Source organism: Celeribacter naphthalenivorans, assembly GCF_020524585.1.
GTDB lineage: Bacteria > Pseudomonadota > Alphaproteobacteria > Rhodobacterales > Rhodobacteraceae > Celeribacter > Celeribacter naphthalenivorans.
On record NZ_JAIVLK010000010.1, the window covers coordinates 65,095 to 81,403 of the forward strand.

Here is a 16,309-nt window from a genome sequence, read left to right on the forward strand (position 1 = left end):
TCGCGCCGCTTTTTTCGGCAGTTCCCGCGCCCTATACGCCGGCGGGCATCGGCGGGTCGACATAAATCCGCGACAGCTCCTTGAGCATTTCCTGCGCCAGAGGCGAGGCATCGACATCCGGACGGGTGATCGCCTCGAAGGTACAGCGGTAGATAAAGCGGTCGCTCAGCACCGGTTTGAGCCGACCTTCACGCACCCAAGTCGTCACGGAATGATCGGGCAGATAGCCGATATAGGCGCCCGAAAGAATCATGATCAGCTGTTGCTCCAACCCCTGCGCCATGGCCGGAGAATTCGGAAAATCGCGGTTGTTCCAGTGATCATCGCGCCAATAGCTGCGCCCGACGGTGCGCATGGTGGTGACGAATTCCGGCGTCATTTCCTCTTCCGGCACCTTCCACAACAAGTGGTTCGAAGCGCAGTAGAGATAGTTGGTCTCGGTGTAGAGCGGTTTGTAATCGAGCCCTGCAACCTTATGCGGGAACGAGCCGATGCCGAGATGCAGAGAGCCGTCACGCACGCGGGCCTGCAACTCCTGCGGGCTGCATTGCGCCAATTCAAAGCGCAGCGAGGTGGCGCGATTTTCCAGCGCGCCTATTGCCTCGGACAGGCGAAAATTCGGGTCCGTGACGACGTGATCGACCACACCGATCCGCAAAGTCCCCGACAGCGCACCGCGCAGCACGGCGGTTTCCGAGACGAATTCCTCAGAGGCCGCGAGAAAACGCACCACGGCGGCATGCACCGCTTCGCCCTTTTGCGTCAGACGAAACCCCGCCCGCCCGCGACGACAGAGCGTCATGCCGAGGCGGTCCTCGAAGGCGGTGATCTGGGTCGAAATCGTCGATTGGCTGACGTTCAACTCGGCCTGCGCCGCGGCAAAGCCCCGGTGGCGCACCACCGCGTCGAACACGCGCATCAATCGAACGTCTGCGCCGGAAAGTTGCATGATACCTCGGTGTCAATCGGCCTGTAATCGCGCCCCTGCGTGGAGAGCGTCGACGGATCATAGCACGCAGGCACGGTGGCGAGAAGCATCGCCGGATCGCGTCCGGCCTGTGCCAAAATCTTGCCATCCGCGCCGACAATGACGGAACCGCCGAAGTAGCTCAGATGCGCCTCCGTGCCACAGAGATTGGCATAGACAATGCTCAGCCCGTGATTGGCGGCCATCGCGGGAACGACATGGGCGCCGACATGATCAAACGGGTCCATCGCCGCCGTGGGCGTGAGAATGATCTCGACACCTTGGCGTTTGAGCGCGGCAATATGCGGTGCGAATTCAACGTCGTAACAGATCAACATGGCGGCCTTGCGCCCGGCGAGATCAAACAGCGTATAGCGGTCTCCGGGGGTGAACCGTTTGGCCTCTTCCGGGCCGTAGAGCTGAATTTTGCGATGGTTACCCAAAGTCTCGCCCGAAGCCGAGACACAGAGCGCGGCGTTGTAAATCGTGTCGCCCGCCCGCTCCGGGTAGCCGACACAGATCGCACATCCCGCCGCCTGCGCGAGCGGGGCGAGACGGGTGCGCCGCGTTTCTTGCTCAAGCGCCAGATCGGCCAGATCGGGACGTTCATAGCCGGTCAGGAACAGCTCGGGAAAGACAATGACCTCGGCCCCCGCAAGACCTGCCGCAGCCGAGGCACTTGCGATCTGATCGAACGCCAGATCGCAATGTCCTGCGACAGAGGGCGCTTGCCAGAGGGCGACGGTCAAAGCGGTCATAGCCCGTGCACCGCTTTCACTTCGGTGAAGTCCTCGAGGCCCAAAAGCCCGCCTTCGCGACCGTTGCCAGACTGGCCGTAGCCGCCGAAGGGGCTGCCGTAATTATGCGGCGCGCCGTTGAGGTGGACCATGCCCGCGCGCAACCCCTTGGCCACACGCCGCGCCCGTGCCGGATCGCCGGTCTGGACATAGGCCGCCAAGCCATAAGGCGTGTCATTGCCAAGCGCGATGGCCTCTGCCTCGTCCGCAAACGGCGTGATCACCAAGACCGGGCCAAAGACCTCTTCGCGCCACAGACGCATGTCGGGCGTGACATCGGCGAAGACCGTCGGGCGGGCGTAGTGACCGCGATTGAGGCCCTCTGGCTTGCCGGTGCCGCCCGCGATCAGGCGCGCGCCCTCGTCGATGCCCGCTTGAATGAGGCTCTGCACCCGGTCCCATTGCAGCGCGGACACCAGAGGGCCGATGTGATCGCCTTCCTCGGTCGGATCGCCCACCACCGTGGCCTCCGCCGCCGCCTGGGCCAGCGCGACGACCTTGTCGTAAACCGAGGCCTCAACGATGAGCCGCGTCGGCGCGTCACAGCTTTGGCCGGTGTTGTTCATGCACTCCGCCACAGAGGCCGCAACCTGCGTTTCCAGATCGCAATCGGCGAAGACCAGATTGGGGCTCTTGCCGCCCAGCTCCAGCGTCACGCGTTTCACGCTTTCGGCGGCATCGCGGGTCACGGCGGCGCCTGCGCGGGTGGAGCCGGTGAAGGACATCATAGCAATATCTGGATGACGCGAGAGCGCAGAGCCGACCTCCGGCCCGTCCCCGTTCACGAGGTTGAACACCCCCGGTGGAAACCCCGCCTCATGGATCATCTCGGCGTAGAGCATGGCCGACAAAGGCGCGATCTCGGAAGGTTTGAGCACACAGGTGCAGCCGGTCAAAAGCGCCGGGATCACTTTCAAGGCGATCTGGTTCATCGGCCAGTTCCACGGCGTGATCAGGCCGACAACCCCAATCGGTTCACGCATCAGCGTGTCCCCATTGGGCAATTGCCATTCCCATTCCATCGTCTCGAGTGCTTCGAGAAAGCCCTCGACATGACCGACGCCGGTGTCCGCCTGTTGCGCGCGCGACATGGAAATCGGCGCGCCCATCTCGGTGGTGATCGCCTGCGCCATCTCCTCATAGCGGGCTTTGTAAATCTCCAAGAGGCGTTCCACACAGGCACGTCGTTCCGAGAGCGGCGTCGCGGCCCAGCCCGGGAAGGCAGATTTGGCAGCGGCCACCGCACGATCGACATCGGCGGCGGTGCCGAGGCTGATCTGGGTGACGATGTCTTCGGTGGCGGGGTTCTCGACGTCCAAGTCGCGCGCGGTGAGCGGCGCAACGAAAGCGCCGTCGATGTAGAAGGTCTTGTGGTCCATCAGAGGCCCTTTTCTTTCAACCAGGTGGTGATGATGTCGGTGAGACGCGCGCCGGAGAACGACGGAAAATGACCGCCATGCACCACGCGCACCGGCAGACGCGCAAGGCGCTGCATCGAGCGGATGTAGGCCTCCGCATCGGCATGGTAGGTGTCTTCAATGAGCGGCCCATCATAGACGAGATCGCCGGAAATCAAGACGCCCGTGGCCGCCTCCCAAAGCGCGATGCCGCCGGGGCTATGGCCGGACGTGTGGATCACTTCGAAGGTCCGGTCGCCCAGATCGATCATGTCGCCGTCTTCGAGAATGCGCGTCGCGGGGGCGGCTTTCACGGCATAAGTCGTCGAGCTGTAGGGCACATCCGGCAGGGCGTCGAAAATCTCGTCGGTGACATAGGGATCGGCCAGCGTGTTGGCGCGTGTCGGATCGGCGAGGATCTCGGCCTCGGCACTGTGACAGAGGCGACAGGGGAATTCGTGGTGGCATCCGATGTGATCGAAATGCGTGTGGCTTGCCACGGCATCGAGAGGGCGTTCGCTCACGAGCGGCACCCATTCGCGCAGGGACACCACCCCCATGCCGCTGTCGACCATCAGGTCGCGATCACGGCCCCGCACATGCCAGATGTTACAGCGGTAGAATTCCTGAATGTAAGGCTCGTCGATCCAGGTGATGCCATCGCCTGCGGCGCGTTGGCGATACCAGTTCTTGGGTAGAATACGGGTCATGCGGCCTCCGGCGTGGCGTGCGGCAGGATCACCGGATTGCGGCCGAACAGCTCGACCTCCGCGCCGATCTGCGGATGCGCGCCCTGCGGCAGATGTGCAACCAGCGTCAGATCGGGGGCGTTCACCGGCGTGAAGTGACAGCGGTGATGCGCGCCGAAGAATGACGCCTCAGTGAGGCGCGCGGCTCCAAGGCTGAATTGCCCCTCAAGACCGATGTTTTCGGGCCGCAGACAGAGAAGGCCCTCCCCCGCCGGAACATCCAATGGACCAAGCGGCGAGGCCCCCGCCCCGCTCACCGGAATGCGGTTCATCTCGCCCATGAAATTGGCGGAGAACAGTGTTTTGGGCGTGAGGTACACCTCTTCGGGCGTGCCGCAATGTTCGATACGCCCGTGGTTCATCACCACGATGCGGTCGGCGATGGCCATGGCCTCTTCCTGATCGTGGGTGACATGCACAAAAGTGGTGCCGACACGGCGCTGGATGGCTTTCAATTCGTCCTGCATCTGGCGGCGCAGCTTGAGATCGAGCGCGCCCAGAGGTTCGTCGAGCAAAAGCACATCCGGCTCCACCGCCAGCGCACGCGCGAGTGCGACACGTTGCCTCTGCCCGCCCGAGAGCTCGTGCGGTTTGCGCCCGGCCTTTTCCGCGAGCCCCACCATGTCGAGCATCTCCATGGCTTTTTCACTCCGCGCCGCCTTGGACATGCCGCACATCCGCAACCCAAAGGCCACGTTGTCGCGCAGGGTCATATGCGGAAACAGAGCGTAGTCTTGGAACATGGTCGTGGTCGGGCGGTCTTTTGGGCCGACATGAGTCATGTCCTTGCCGCCGATCAGAACCTGCCCCTCAGAGGGCGTGTAAAACCCGCCGATGATGGACAAAAGCGTGGTCTTGCCACAGCCCGACGGGCCAAGCAGAACGATAAATTCGCCCGCTGCAATCTCAAGATCGACCCGATGCAGCGCGGTGAAACTGTTGAACCGGTGCTCGACGGCGTTGATATGAACATCGGCGGTCATTTCGATCCCTTTCGAAACAGGGTGAGTTCCAGCACCACGACGATGGCGATGGACACGAGGAAGACGAGAGAGCCGACCGCGTTGGTCTCGGGCGACAGACCCGAACGTAGCATGGACCAGATCTCAACGGGCAAGGTGACGTCGAAGCGGGTCAGCAGGAAGGCAATGATGAACTCGTCCCAAGAGAAGGTGAAGGCGAGGAAAAATGCCGCCGCCAGCGAGGGCATGAGCATGGGAGCGGCGACCAGCCAGAGCACCTGCCACTCGCGCGCGCCCAAATCCCGCGCGGCTTTGAGCGCGCTTTTCTGATGCTCACCGATGGCCGCATAGATGATCGCGAAGCAAAGCGGCAGGTTGATCACCACATGGCCGATCCCGGTCGCCAAAAGCGAAGGGCGCAGACCGATCTGGTTGAACATCTGCAACAGACCCAGCGCGATGATCAGGTAGCTCACCGTCATCGGCGCAATGAGGGCCCCGCGCATGAGGGCTGAACCGGGCAAGATGACGCGGGCGAGACCCGATGCGGCGAGAAATCCGAGAGTAAGCGCGCAGAGCGAGGACATCAGAGCGACGATCAGAGAGTTGAGCAGCGCCTCCATCATGGCGCGATCCGAGAGCACTTTGGCATACCATTCAAAGGTGACGCCCTTGAACGGCGGCACCGGCAGGCGACCATCCTGAAAGGAAAACACCACGAGGGTGACGACCGGCAAAAGGATAAAGGTGAAGAGCGCCAGAAGGTAGACCCAAGAGAGATACCGCATCACACACGCTCCATTTTCAGCCAACGTGCAGAGGCCGCATAGGCCAGCGTCACGATTGCCATGAGCACAATCGACAGCGCCGAGGCCATCGGATAATCACCGCGCCGCCCAAGCTGCAACATGATGAGCTGCGGCAGGGTCAGCTCGTTATTGCCGCCAAGGATTTGCGGCGTGATGTAGTCGCCGATGCACAGAACAAAGGTCAGGAACGCGCCCGTCATCACCCCCGGCAAAGTGAGCGGAAGGATCACGAGGCGGATCACTTGCCATTGCGAGGCGCCCAAATCCTGCGCCGCGCGGGCGTAGTTGGGCGAGAGTTGAATGAGGTTGGAATAGATCGTCAGCGTCAAAAGCATGACGAAAAAATGCACAAATCCCGTGACGGTGGCGGCGCGGGTCGCCATGATCTGAACGGGTTCCGCCAAGAGGCCCAGCCCCACCAGCGCATTCATCACCACGCCCTTTTCGCCCAAAACCAAAGCCCAGGAATAAGACCGCACCACATAGGAGGTCCAAAACGGCAAGACCGCCAGCAAGAGCACCATGCGCCGCCAGCGCACGGGCACGCGGGTGGCGATGATCCACGCCAAGGGCCAAGCCAGAAGCACGGAGATCACCGTCACGGTCGCGGTGATTTCCAGCGAGACAAAGATGCCACGGCGCAAGGAGGGATCGGTGAAAATCCGAAGGTAATTTCCGAGGTCATGCCCCTGCACGATCTCGCGGCCTTCCAAATGCGCAAGGCTCATGAGCGCCATCGCCCCGAAAGGCACGGCGAAAAAGACGAGGGTCCAAAGGAGCGCGGGGGTGACGAGTGCCACCCCCTGCCGTTTTTCCTGGGCTTCGATGCTCATGTCCGGCTCAGTTCTGAAGCATATCGGTCCAGAGATCCTGCATCCCCGCATCGGTGTCGGCATCCGGCACCGGGTAGAGCTGGGCGCGGGTCAGGTAGTCTGCCTGATCGTCCCAGCGCAGGATATCTTTTTGCGCCTCAGTCAGCACGTCACCGGCGGCTTTGTTTGCCGGCATGCCCCAGTAACAGGACGAGGTCGCAAGCCGCGCCTGACCTTCGGGAGAGGTGACGTATTTGATGAACTCCGCCGCCAGCTCCGGCTTTTCGGTGCCTTCGACGATGGCCAAAGATTGCGCCCAAAGCAGGCCGCCTTCTTCCGGGATGGTCCAGTCGAGATCGGGGTTCTCGGCATTGAGCACGGCGGTCAGCCATTCGCCGCCACCGATCAGCACATCGACCTCGCCGGTCGCCAGAGCGGTCTGGCTGCCGACCACATCGGAGACCTGTTTCGAAGCGGCTTTCAATTGCATCAGCGGATCGCGCAGGCTCTCGACCGCCGAGGCATCGAGGTCCGCCGTGGCGACACCTGCGTTCAGACCGACAAGGCCCAATACCGGCAGGTAATAGTCATAGATCGCGATGCGCCCATCGTATTTGCCGGACCAAAGCGCTGCGAGGCTGGTCATATCCGCCGGGTCCACAGCGGATTTATTGTAGGCGACCGTGTTGTAGCCGAATTTCTCGACGGCAGCATAGGTGGTGCCGTCAATCGTGACGTGATCGTCGAGCCGCACTTCGGGGAAATAATCGCTGGTCGGGGCGGTGCCCTCGGGCAGCGGCGCCAAAAGGCCACGCTCCACCGCGCGCCCGACATCGACCGCGTCGATCACCATGACATCCCAGTCGCCGGGGCGCGATTGTTCCAAAAGCGTCAGACCGGCTGCGGTACCTTCGTATTCCTTCACATTCACCCGCACGTCATGGGCGGTCTCGAAGGGTTCGAGAAGTTCGGGATCGGCGTGGTCGCACCAGATCAGGGCATTGAGGTCTTCGGCATAGGCGGCCGGGGCGAGACCGGCCATGAGGGCTATGAGCGCGCAGCTGTGTTTGAAAGTCATTGTCATCTCCTGTTGGCATGTCGGCTTGTTGGGTCGCCGTATGGGAAGGGCCAAGGGGAGATTGCAACGCTGTTCGCCCTCGGCTTTCTTCTGAAGTCCGGCGCAGCATGCGTTGGAGATTTCATCCGATAAATATCGCGATTAAGATGTTTGGTTTGATGAAAATCGAAGTTAGGAGACGCCACGCCGCTTTTTTCAGCGGCTCATCCGGCCTTCGCGACAGGTTCTATGCACTCCGCCCGGCAGCTCTGCCGAGCGTCACGATGGATCACAGCGGCTGAACCGCATTATAGCGCCGGTCGTGCCAGACAAGCGGTCGCGCCGCGCGGTCAAGCGCAATGCCTGACAGGCCGCCCGCAAAGAGGATGTGACTGCCCAAGTCGATCTCGCCGATCACGGCGCACTCCATCGTGGCCACGGCCTGTGTCAGACGCGGATGACCTGAGGGCCAACTGTCCCAAATTCCCTGTTCAAACCGCTGCTCCGGCGGGCGTTTCCCGGCAAAGGCATCGGCGATGTCGCGTTGCCCCTCGGCCAGCATGGCAAAGGAAAATCCCGCACGCTTTCGGATCAAGGCAGCAAGTTCTGATGTGGCATCAATCGACACAAGGATCGCGGGCGGCGCCCCCGTGAGCGACATCGCCGCCGTCACCGTGCGCCCAAGCCGCATCTCGCCCTCGCCCGCCGTCACCAAACACGCGGTTGCGGCCAGAGACGCCATGGCATCGCGGAAATCCTGCATCTCGATCCCGCTCTCAAAGCGCGGGTCCAGCTCCAGATGTTGCACCACAGTCATGATCCGCTCCCCGGCTTGGGTGAGAACAGCGTCTCGAATTTATTCGGCACCCCGTCCATCTCACTGGCGTTGGCGGGGGGCGTGCCGATCTGGGTGATCACTGGCCAGATCTCGGCATATTTGCGGTTCATCTCGACCCATTGTTCGGCATCCGGCTCGGTGTCCGGGCGGATCGCATCGGCGGGGCATTCGGGTTCGCAGACACCGCAGTCGATGCATTCGTCCGGGTGGATCACCAACATGTTCTCGCCTTCGTAAAAACAATCGACGGGACAGACTTCGACGCAGTCCATGTGTTTGCAGGCGATGCAGTTTTCTAACACGACATAGGTCATTGGGGGGCTTCGACTTCAGAGGGCAAAAACGTCCCGCCCGCAGGGGGTGCGGACGGGACAGGTCTGTCGCACGGGGGGGTGTGCGATCAGGCCAGATTGGACTCAGCGAATTCGTAGTTCGCCAGAGTATCGAGGAAATTGGTGACGTAATCCGGGCGACGGTTGCGGAAATCAACGTAGTAGCTGTGCTCCCAGACATCGAGACCCAAGAGAGCCGTACCTTCGCCGGTCGCCAGCGGGTTCACACCGTTGGGCGTTTTGGTCACGGCGAGCGTGCCGTCCGCTTTTTGGATCAACCATGCCCAACCGGAGCCGAACTGACCGACAGCGGCGGCTTTGAAGGCGGCTTTGAACTCGTCGACCGTGCCGAAGGCTTCGGTGATTTTGGTCTCAAGCTTGCCCGGGATGCCGCCGCCGGTCGGGGACAGAGCGTTCCAGAAGTGGATGTGGTTCCAATGCTGGCCCGCGTTATTGAAAATCGGCGCACGGGCGTCGTCGCCATAGGTCAGCGCGATGATCTCCTCAAGGCTCTTGCCTTGCAGGTCGGCATTGGCGTCGACAAAGCCATTAAGCGCGGTGACATAGGCCTGGTGGTGTTTGTCGTGGTGCAGCTCAAGCGTTTCCTGGCTCATGCCACGCTGGGCCAAAGCAGCGTGTGCGTAGCTCAGGGAGGGAAGTTCAAAGGTCATGTGCGTCTCCTTTCAAGGCGGGGCGGTTCTTGGCAAGTCGACCTCAGCAGGGCTTGCGTCATCGCGGCCGTCACGTTATTAAAACAAGTACGCACTTTGAAAAACATTGAGGGCAATATGTCAAGTGATGACTTGGAAAAATATCGCCAAGATGGTGATGACCCTGAAAACCGCGCGGCGACGCGCGCCTCGGATCAGTCCGCATGGTCGCCTCGCGCGCCCTCGGAGCGCATCCTGATGACCCTCAAAATGCATGGCGCGATGACCTCCGCGCAGGTCGGCAAACAGTTGCAGATCACCGGCGAGGCCGCGCGCCAACAGCTTGCCAAACTCATGGACGACGGTCTGGTCACCGAAGAGCGCCGCGCCGCCGGGCGCGGGCGCCCGGCCATCTATTGGCATCTGTCGGAAAAGGCGCAAACGCGCTTTCCCGACACCCATGCCGCGCTCACCGTCGAGATTTTGAACAACATCTCCGCCGTGCTTGGCGACGAGGCGCTGGACAAGATCATCGCCGCGCGTGAGGCCGGAACGGAGGCGCAATATCGCGCCGCGATGACCGGTTGCAGCGACTTGCCCGCCCGCGTCCACAAACTTGCGCAGCTGCGCAAGGACGACGGCTATATGGCCACGGTCGAGGACCCCGGCGATGGCACGCTCTATCTGGTCGAAAACCATTGCCCGATCTGCGCCGCCGCGAGCATCTGTCAGGGATTTTGCCGTGCCGAGATGGAGGTCTTTCGCGCCATTTTGGGCCCGGGCGTCCAGATCGAACGCGCCGAACATATTCTGAGCGGAGGGCGGCGCTGCACCTATGTGATTTCCGAAGTTCAACCTGCAGAGGCGCTCGGATAACCCCTCATGCGACTCACGGATTATTTCGACCTTTCTCCCCGCAACAGCTTCGGCTTTTCGTCTCGTGCCCGCTATGGCGCGGAGGTGACGCGTGTCGAAGAGATTGCCGAGATTGCTCAGCTTTCTGAACGTCTCGACCTGCCGCTTTATGTGCTGGGCGGGGGGAGCAATTGCCTCTTGCCGGAACGTCTGCGCGCGGTGGTGGCGGTGATGGCGATCGAGGGCTGGTGCGTCGACGACAGCGCAGAAGATCACATCAAGATCACGGCGCAAGCGGGCGAAGATTGGCCCTCTCTGGTGGCGCAGATCACGGGGGCTGGCCTCGGCGGATTGGAAAATCTCGCGGGCATTCCCGGCACGGTCGGCGCCGCGCCGATCCAGAATATCGGCGCCTATGGCGTGGAACTGTCCGATGTCTTCGCGCACCTAACCGCCTATGATCGCAAAGAGAAGAGGATGGTGACGCTGACCAAGGCCGACTGTCGGTTTGCCTATCGTCACAGCGTCTTTAAGGACCATCCGGGGCGTTACATCGTCTCTGAGGTGACCCTGCGCCTTTCCCGTCCTTGGACCCCGATTCTGAGCTATGCGGGGCTTCGCGACCTGCCCCAGCCGCAGAGGCCCGAGACGGTGATGCAGGCGGTTCTCGCGCAACGTGCGACCAAGCTGCCGGATTGGCGGGTGCTCGGCAATGTCGGATCGTTCTTTCACAACCCTGTTGTCACGGAAGAAACATGGCGCACCCTGCCCGAGATGCCCGGACATCCGACCGACGGCGGCGTGAAGCTCTCTGCGGGCTGGCTGATCGATCACGCCGGGCTCAAAGGTCTGCGGATCGGCGATGCGGCGGTGCATGAGGGGCATGCTCTGGTGATCGTGAACCATGGGCAGGCGACATTGCCAGAGGTTCAGGCGCTGGCCAATCAGGTGATCCGCCGGGTGCGCGCCAAGTTTGGCGTCACTTTGGTGCCCGAACCGATCACGCTTGGGAGCGGCTAAAGCCTCGCGGCCTCGCGCGCCGCTTTAGGACTTTGACCGAAGTGGCGCCGGAACTGACGGCTGAACAGGGACTGGTCCGAAAACCCGCATTTATAGCTGATCTGACCGATACTTTGCGACGCGTAACTCGGGTCCTGCAACAGGTGCAGCGCCATGGAGAGACGCCTTTGGCCGATCATCTGGCGCACCGTAACGCCTTCGCGCGCGAAGACCCGGTTGAGATGTCTGAGCGAGATGTTCAGCGCCTCGGCGATCTGTCCGGGTGTAAGCGCGGGATCGGAAAGGTGATCGGCGATCCAGGCCTGAGCCGCCAGAAAATGTGGCCGCATCCGCCGATCCTGACCCGGAAAAGATGTGCCCTCCGAAGGCCCAAACAGCGCCGCGACCAATTCCAGCCCCTTGAGCACCTGATTGGGTTTGCGGGCAGTGTCGCTCAAAGACGCAAGCGCCTGTTCAGACAGCCAAGAGACGTTTTTTTTGCCGAGCTGCGCCTGTGTCGCCCGCTCAAGCCCGGTGATCTCGCGCCCGCACAACGCGGTAAATTCGCAGGTCGGCAGGGTCATCACCATCTGCCGCACCGCGCGCGTGTAGATGCCCTGAAACGCCCGATCCGAGCGCAGCGCGAGGATTTCCCCCGCCTGCGCCGTCATCCACACGCCCCCCTGCCCATAGGTCGCCTCGCCTTCGAGCACCATGATCAACAGGACCATATCGCAAGGATCGTCGATCAGGTCCTGTTCGCTGCGCTCCACCACATGCGGCGTCACGCGCATGTCGGAGAAATGGATCGATCCGGTTTCGAAATTGCGCTGGGTGCCGTGCAGGGTTTCGACATTCACGGTGTGAAACCGCACCCGAAACACATTGGCCTGCGTGTAGTTTTGCCAAAGCGTCACCTGTTGATCCGGCTGCAAACCGCCGGTGTCACAGGTCGAAATATGAGACGCGTGCGCTTTGGGACGCATGGGGTGGCCTCGTGATCCAGAAATCCGGTGGCGCAGACCGCGCCTCTTCCTTTCATACGCGCCCATAGCGCCTGCATCAATGCGGAGTAGCTTTGACGGCCCTCACAGAGGCTCTCTCGGCCTTAGCGAACCACGTCCCTCAGAGCCATAACTTTGGTCCCTCTGCGACAAGACCACCCGCCTGCGTCGTTTTATATCTGCCTCAAAATGTCGCAATTTGTGCAGCCGGGAGTCGGGAACATCCATCGTTCGCGAGGCCGCCGGTACGGAGACCCAAGCAAACGCCATGTCCTCACCTACGCCCTCCTCCCCCTCGCCGCTCCGCCGCAAGCTGATCACAGGCGTCGCCGTCCTCGCCGTCGCCGGGATCGCAGTCGCAGGGTATATGTTCAGCCCGGTCAAACGCCAAGTTGCCGAGACGCCGATACCCGCTTTGGGGCAGCATCTCGACGATGAGATCGCGCGTGGCGCATATGTCGCCCGCGCCGCCGATTGTGCGCCGTGCCACACCGCGCCGGACGGCATTCCTTATGCGGGCGGCTTGGTGATCAACACGCCCTTTGGCAAGATGGCCAGCCCCAACATCACCCCCGACCCGGAGACCGGCATCGGCGGTTGGAGCCGCGATGAGTTTGCCAGCGCCGTGCGCGAAGGCGTGACGGCGCATCCCGGCAATCTCTACCCGACGATGACCTTTACGTCTTACACCAAGATGTCGGACGCCGACATCGACGCGCTTTACGCCTATATGATGTCGATCCCGCCGGTGACCCAAGAGGCGCCCGATCTGGAGCTGGATTTCCCGTTCAACCAGCGGCTTTTGCTGAGCGGTTGGCGCAAGCTGTTCTTCGACAACAGTGAATTCGAAGCCGACCCCGCGCTGAGCGACGAAGTGAACCGCGGTGCCTATCTGGTGCAGGGTCCGGCGCATTGTTCCGAATGCCACACCCCGCGCAACGCCTTTGGTGCCCAAAAGGCCAGCATGATGTTGGCGGGCGCGCAGATCGACGGATTCTGGGCTCCGAACCTGACGCCGGATGCGGAAACCGGTCTGGGCAAATGGTCGGAAGACGATCTCTACACCTATCTGTCCGGCAAAGACGGCGTGCATGGCGGCCCCTTCGGCCCGATGTATGACGTGGTCGCCGAGGGCACCTCGCATCTGACCGAAAGCGACCTGCGCGCCATGGCCGCCTACCTCCATCAGTTGGAGCCGATCCGGCACGCTACAGGTGCGGCGCTCGATCATGCCGACGCCAGCGCCTCGATCGAGCGCGGGCGCGTGGCCTACCGCGTCAACTGTTCCGCCTGTCACCGCCTGAACGGCGAAGGCGTGCCCGATTTCGCGCCCGCCATTGCCGGGCATCACGCCGTGGGCGCCTCCGCCGACAATGTGATCGCGCCGGTGCTGACCGGCCTGTCGGACAAGGACGGGCGCATCGCGATGCCGGCCTTCCTGCTGGACGACACCTCCATCGCCGACATCGCCAACTATGTGCGCAACGCGATGAACGACACCGAAAGCGCCACTGCCACGCCCGAACAGGTCGCGGCGGCGCGTGAGACCCTTCACTGAGACCGCGGAGAGAGCCATGCGATTTTCCAAAACCCCGCTGCGCGTCTGCGCCCTTGCCCTTGGGCTCTTGACCTTCGGGTCGGCCACAGTTGCGCAGGAGATGACCGTCGATCCGGCCGCCGCCGAAATGCAAGGCGACCGCACCGGCGCGCGTCTGGCGCAGAACACCTGTTTTCAATGCCACGGCACCGGCGTCGGCCCGGATTTGCGGCTGCAAAAGCTGGAATTTGAGACCCTGCGCCATGTCACGCGGCATGGACTGAATGCCATGCCCGCCTTCCGTGAGAGCGAAATTTCTGACGACGAGCTGCGTCAGGTGGCCGCCTATATCGCCTCCTTGCGGGTCGAGCCGGGCGAAAAACCGGGCAAGGCGCCGGGCACCGTCCACCATGTGGAGGAACATTGATGTCCACCACCACACTCTCACGCCGGGGGTTCATGGCCTCGGGTTTTGCGGGGCTGTCGCTCTCGGCGCTGCCCCTCTCTTCGGCCCTGGCCAATCCGGCCTTGTCTCGCCCGCCGCTTCGGGTGATCCTCTCCCTGCCGCAAAGCAACACGCTGACGCATACGCTTCAGGATGCCGGATGTGTCGTCACGGAAAGCGACACCGGCGCCTTCCTGACCGATCCCGCGCGTCTTGCGGCTCTCAAAGGCCAGCGCGTGATGCTGATCGGGCGCGAGGCCGATCTTGTGCTTTTCGATCTCGCCCTTGGCGATCATGCCCCGAAAGCCCGCGTGATCCAGCGCAGCCGTCACCAGATGCCGCTGACCGCGACCACCGCAGGCTGGCAGGCGCAAGACCTCTCAAAGCTTCTCGCCGAGACCCTGAACCAGCCCCATTCCGAAATGACGTGGACCGACGCCCCCAGCGCCTTTTCCACCCTGATTGCCGATCTCTGAGGGAGACCCCCCATGGCCACTGAAGATATGACTTTCCTGCCCCCGGGCGTGTCCCACAGCGACTTTGCCGCCGCGCTTCGCGAATGGCGCGCGATTGTTGGCGAAGACAATGTGCACGCCGATGTCGAGAGCCTTGCGCCCTACTCGAAAGTCATGCTGCCCGAACCCGACGCGCGTCACCGCCCGGCCGGTGCCGTTGCGCCTGCGTCTGTCGAAGAGGTGCAGGCCGTCGTCAAAATCGCCGATGCTTACGGCATCCCGCTTTGGATGATTTCGACCGGCAAGAACCTCGGTTATGGCGATGCCGCCCCCGCGACCCCCGGTCAGGTGGTGCTCGATTTGAAACGCATGAACCGGATCATCGAGGTGGATGAGACGCTGGGCTACGCTTTGGTGGAACCGGGCGTGACCTATATGCAGCTCAAGCAATTCCTTGAGACCAACAACATCCCGCTGTGGATTTCCTTCCCCTCCTCCGGGCCGGTTGCCGGGCCGATGGGCAACACGCTGGATCGTGGTGTGGGCTACAACCGCTACGGTCAGCATTTCGAGAACTTCTGTGGTCTCGAAGTGGTTCTGGCCGATGGCTCTTTGGTGCGCACCGGCATGGGTGGCGTCGTGAACAGCCGCGAATGGAACGTCTATCGCTGGGGCTACGGGCCCTGGGTGGACGGGATTTTCAGCCAATCGAACTTTGGCGTCGTGACCAAGATCGGCATCTGGCTGATGCCGAAACCGCCGATGAGCCTCGGGTTCCTGTGCGGTTGGAACGATGACGACGGCATGGCCGCAGGCGTCGACGCCGTGCGCCACCTGAACCTCAACAAGGTGATCGAGAACGGCGTTTTGGGCCACACGATGTATCACATCGCCCAGACCTATCGCCGCGACGAGATCTACACCGGCCCCGGCGCCATCCCGCGCGACCGGGTGCGGGAGATCTGTAACGACATGGGGCTCGGCATCTGGGGCCACATCTCGACGCTCTACGGCACCGAGGAACAGATCGAGGTCAACCTGAAGATCGCACGCGAGGCCTTTGCCTCCACCGGTGGCGAATTCCTGACGGAACGCGACCCGGCGATCGAAGCCACACCGTTCCATCACTGGAACCTCAATATGACCAACGAACCGACCCTGACCGAGTTCACGATCTACAACTACAAAGGCGGCGGTGGCTCGTCCTGGCTGGCGCCTGTGGTGCGCTGCGAAGGCTCCGAGGCGCTCAAGCAAATGAACCTGATGCACGGTGTGCTGGACGACTATGGTTTCGACTATATCGGCGGCTTCCTGTTCGGCGGACGCCACGCCGAACAGCTCACCGACATTCTCTATGACCGCAACAACGCCGAGGAAATGGACCGTGCGCGGCGCTGTTACCTCGCGCTGATCGACGCGCTGCATGGCGCGGGCTACGGGATTTACCGCACCTCGACCTCGTTCATGAACGAGGTGGCGGAGACCTATGGTCCGGGACAGCGCGATCTGAACCGAAGGATCAAACGGGCGCTGGACCCGAACGGCATTCTTGCCCCGGGAAAATCCGGCATTACCATTTGATCATACACGTTGATTGAACATGGGCGGAGGCACGGTGCCTCCGCCTTTTAGATTTTAAGGAGA

18 protein-coding genes are annotated in these 16,309 nt (G+C 62.2%); 6 read left to right on the plus strand and 12 right to left on the minus strand.

Annotated features, from left to right (window positions below):
- Positions 1–31: 31 nt before the first annotated feature.
- The 11 genes from LC094_RS18695 to LC094_RS18745 all read right to left on the minus strand — a co-directional run bounded on the left by LC094_RS18695 (position 32) and on the right by LC094_RS18745 (position 9,391).
- Entirely contained in the window at positions 32–949 is a 918-nt protein-coding gene (locus LC094_RS18695) for a LysR family transcriptional regulator (protein WP_226554314.1), read from the minus strand.
- The gene (locus LC094_RS18700) at positions 919–1,725 is read right to left on the minus strand and encodes a nitrilase-related carbon-nitrogen hydrolase (protein WP_226554315.1); all 807 of its coding nucleotides are present in this window, start codon (positions 1,723–1,725) and stop codon (positions 919–921) included. Before LC094_RS18700 ends, LC094_RS18695 begins: the two co-directional genes overlap by 31 nt.
- Positions 1,722–3,143 (minus strand): aldehyde dehydrogenase family protein, encoded by a 1,422-nt coding sequence (locus LC094_RS18705; protein WP_226554316.1) that lies wholly within the window; start codon positions 3,141–3,143, stop codon positions 1,722–1,724. Before LC094_RS18705 ends, LC094_RS18700 begins: the two co-directional genes overlap by 4 nt.
- A complete protein-coding gene (locus LC094_RS18710; protein WP_226554317.1) occupies positions 3,143–3,871 on the minus strand; it encodes an MBL fold metallo-hydrolase in 729 nt (242 codons plus the stop codon). The genes LC094_RS18705 and LC094_RS18710 overlap by 1 nt, the downstream gene beginning before the upstream one ends.
- Positions 3,868–4,893 (minus strand): ABC transporter ATP-binding protein, encoded by a 1,026-nt coding sequence (locus tag LC094_RS21730; protein WP_404815048.1) that lies wholly within the window; start codon positions 4,891–4,893, stop codon positions 3,868–3,870. The genes LC094_RS18710 and LC094_RS21730 overlap by 4 nt, the downstream gene beginning before the upstream one ends.
- Positions 4,890–5,660, minus strand: coding sequence for an ABC transporter permease (locus LC094_RS18720; protein ID WP_226554318.1), 771 nt, complete (start codon positions 5,658–5,660; stop codon positions 4,890–4,892). The genes LC094_RS21730 and LC094_RS18720 overlap by 4 nt, the downstream gene beginning before the upstream one ends.
- A complete protein-coding gene (locus LC094_RS18725; protein ID WP_226554319.1) occupies positions 5,660–6,514 on the minus strand; it encodes an ABC transporter permease in 855 nt (284 codons plus the stop codon). The genes LC094_RS18720 and LC094_RS18725 overlap by 1 nt, the downstream gene beginning before the upstream one ends.
- A gap of 7 nt (positions 6,515–6,521) precedes the next feature.
- Positions 6,522–7,571 carry a polyamine ABC transporter substrate-binding protein gene (locus tag LC094_RS18730; RefSeq protein ID WP_226554320.1) on the minus strand — a complete coding sequence of 350 codons (1,050 nt, stop codon included), beginning with the start codon at positions 7,569–7,571 and terminating at the stop codon, positions 6,522–6,524.
- A 268-nt stretch (positions 7,572–7,839) separates the two neighbouring features.
- A complete protein-coding gene (locus LC094_RS18735; protein WP_226554321.1) occupies positions 7,840–8,367 on the minus strand; it encodes a flavin reductase family protein in 528 nt (175 codons plus the stop codon).
- On the minus strand, positions 8,364–8,702 hold the full coding sequence (gene fdxA / locus LC094_RS18740) for a ferredoxin FdxA (protein WP_226554322.1): 339 nt from the start codon (positions 8,700–8,702) through the stop codon (positions 8,364–8,366). Before fdxA ends, LC094_RS18735 begins: the two co-directional genes overlap by 4 nt.
- An 86-nt stretch (positions 8,703–8,788) precedes the next feature.
- Positions 8,789–9,391, minus strand: a complete 603-nt coding sequence (locus LC094_RS18745) for a superoxide dismutase (protein ID WP_226554323.1) — start codon at positions 9,389–9,391, stop codon at positions 8,789–8,791.
- Positions 9,392–9,508: 117 nt separating this feature from the next.
- On the opposite strand from LC094_RS18745, the gene LC094_RS18750 reads away from it, so the two are divergent.
- Together LC094_RS18750 and murB are read left to right on the plus strand one after the other, a co-directional pair.
- Positions 9,509–10,246 carry a helix-turn-helix transcriptional regulator gene (locus LC094_RS18750; RefSeq protein ID WP_226554324.1) on the plus strand — a complete coding sequence of 246 codons (738 nt, stop codon included), beginning with the start codon at positions 9,509–9,511 and terminating at the stop codon, positions 10,244–10,246.
- Positions 10,247–10,252: 6 nt separating this feature from the next.
- Positions 10,253–11,245 (plus strand): UDP-N-acetylmuramate dehydrogenase, encoded by a 993-nt coding sequence (murB, locus tag LC094_RS18755; RefSeq protein ID WP_226554325.1) that lies wholly within the window; start codon positions 10,253–10,255, stop codon positions 11,243–11,245.
- Here the strand turns inward: murB and LC094_RS18760 are convergent.
- Entirely contained in the window at positions 11,242–12,210 is a 969-nt protein-coding gene (locus tag LC094_RS18760) for a helix-turn-helix domain-containing protein (protein ID WP_226554326.1), read from the minus strand. The two genes, murB and LC094_RS18760, sit on opposite strands and share 4 nt — an antisense overlap.
- A gap of 286 nt (positions 12,211–12,496) precedes the next feature.
- On the opposite strand from LC094_RS18760, the gene LC094_RS18765 reads away from it, so the two are divergent.
- Genes LC094_RS18765 through LC094_RS18780 form a run of 4 tightly spaced genes read left to right on the plus strand, consistent with a single transcriptional unit; the run spans position 12,497 to position 16,246 of the window.
- Positions 12,497–13,786, plus strand: coding sequence for a cytochrome c (locus LC094_RS18765; RefSeq protein ID WP_226554327.1), 1,290 nt, complete (start codon positions 12,497–12,499; stop codon positions 13,784–13,786).
- Between the two features lie 16 nt (positions 13,787–13,802).
- The gene (locus tag LC094_RS18770) at positions 13,803–14,192 is read left to right on the plus strand and encodes a c-type cytochrome (RefSeq protein ID WP_226554328.1); all 390 of its coding nucleotides are present in this window, start codon (positions 13,803–13,805) and stop codon (positions 14,190–14,192) included.
- Entirely contained in the window at positions 14,192–14,686 is a 495-nt protein-coding gene (locus LC094_RS18775) for a hypothetical protein (protein ID WP_226554329.1), read from the plus strand. The genes LC094_RS18770 and LC094_RS18775 overlap by 1 nt, the downstream gene beginning before the upstream one ends.
- Positions 14,687–14,698: 12 nt before the next feature.
- Entirely contained in the window at positions 14,699–16,246 is a 1,548-nt protein-coding gene (locus tag LC094_RS18780; protein WP_226554330.1) for an FAD-binding oxidoreductase, read from the plus strand.
- Positions 16,247–16,309: the final 63 nt, after the last annotated feature.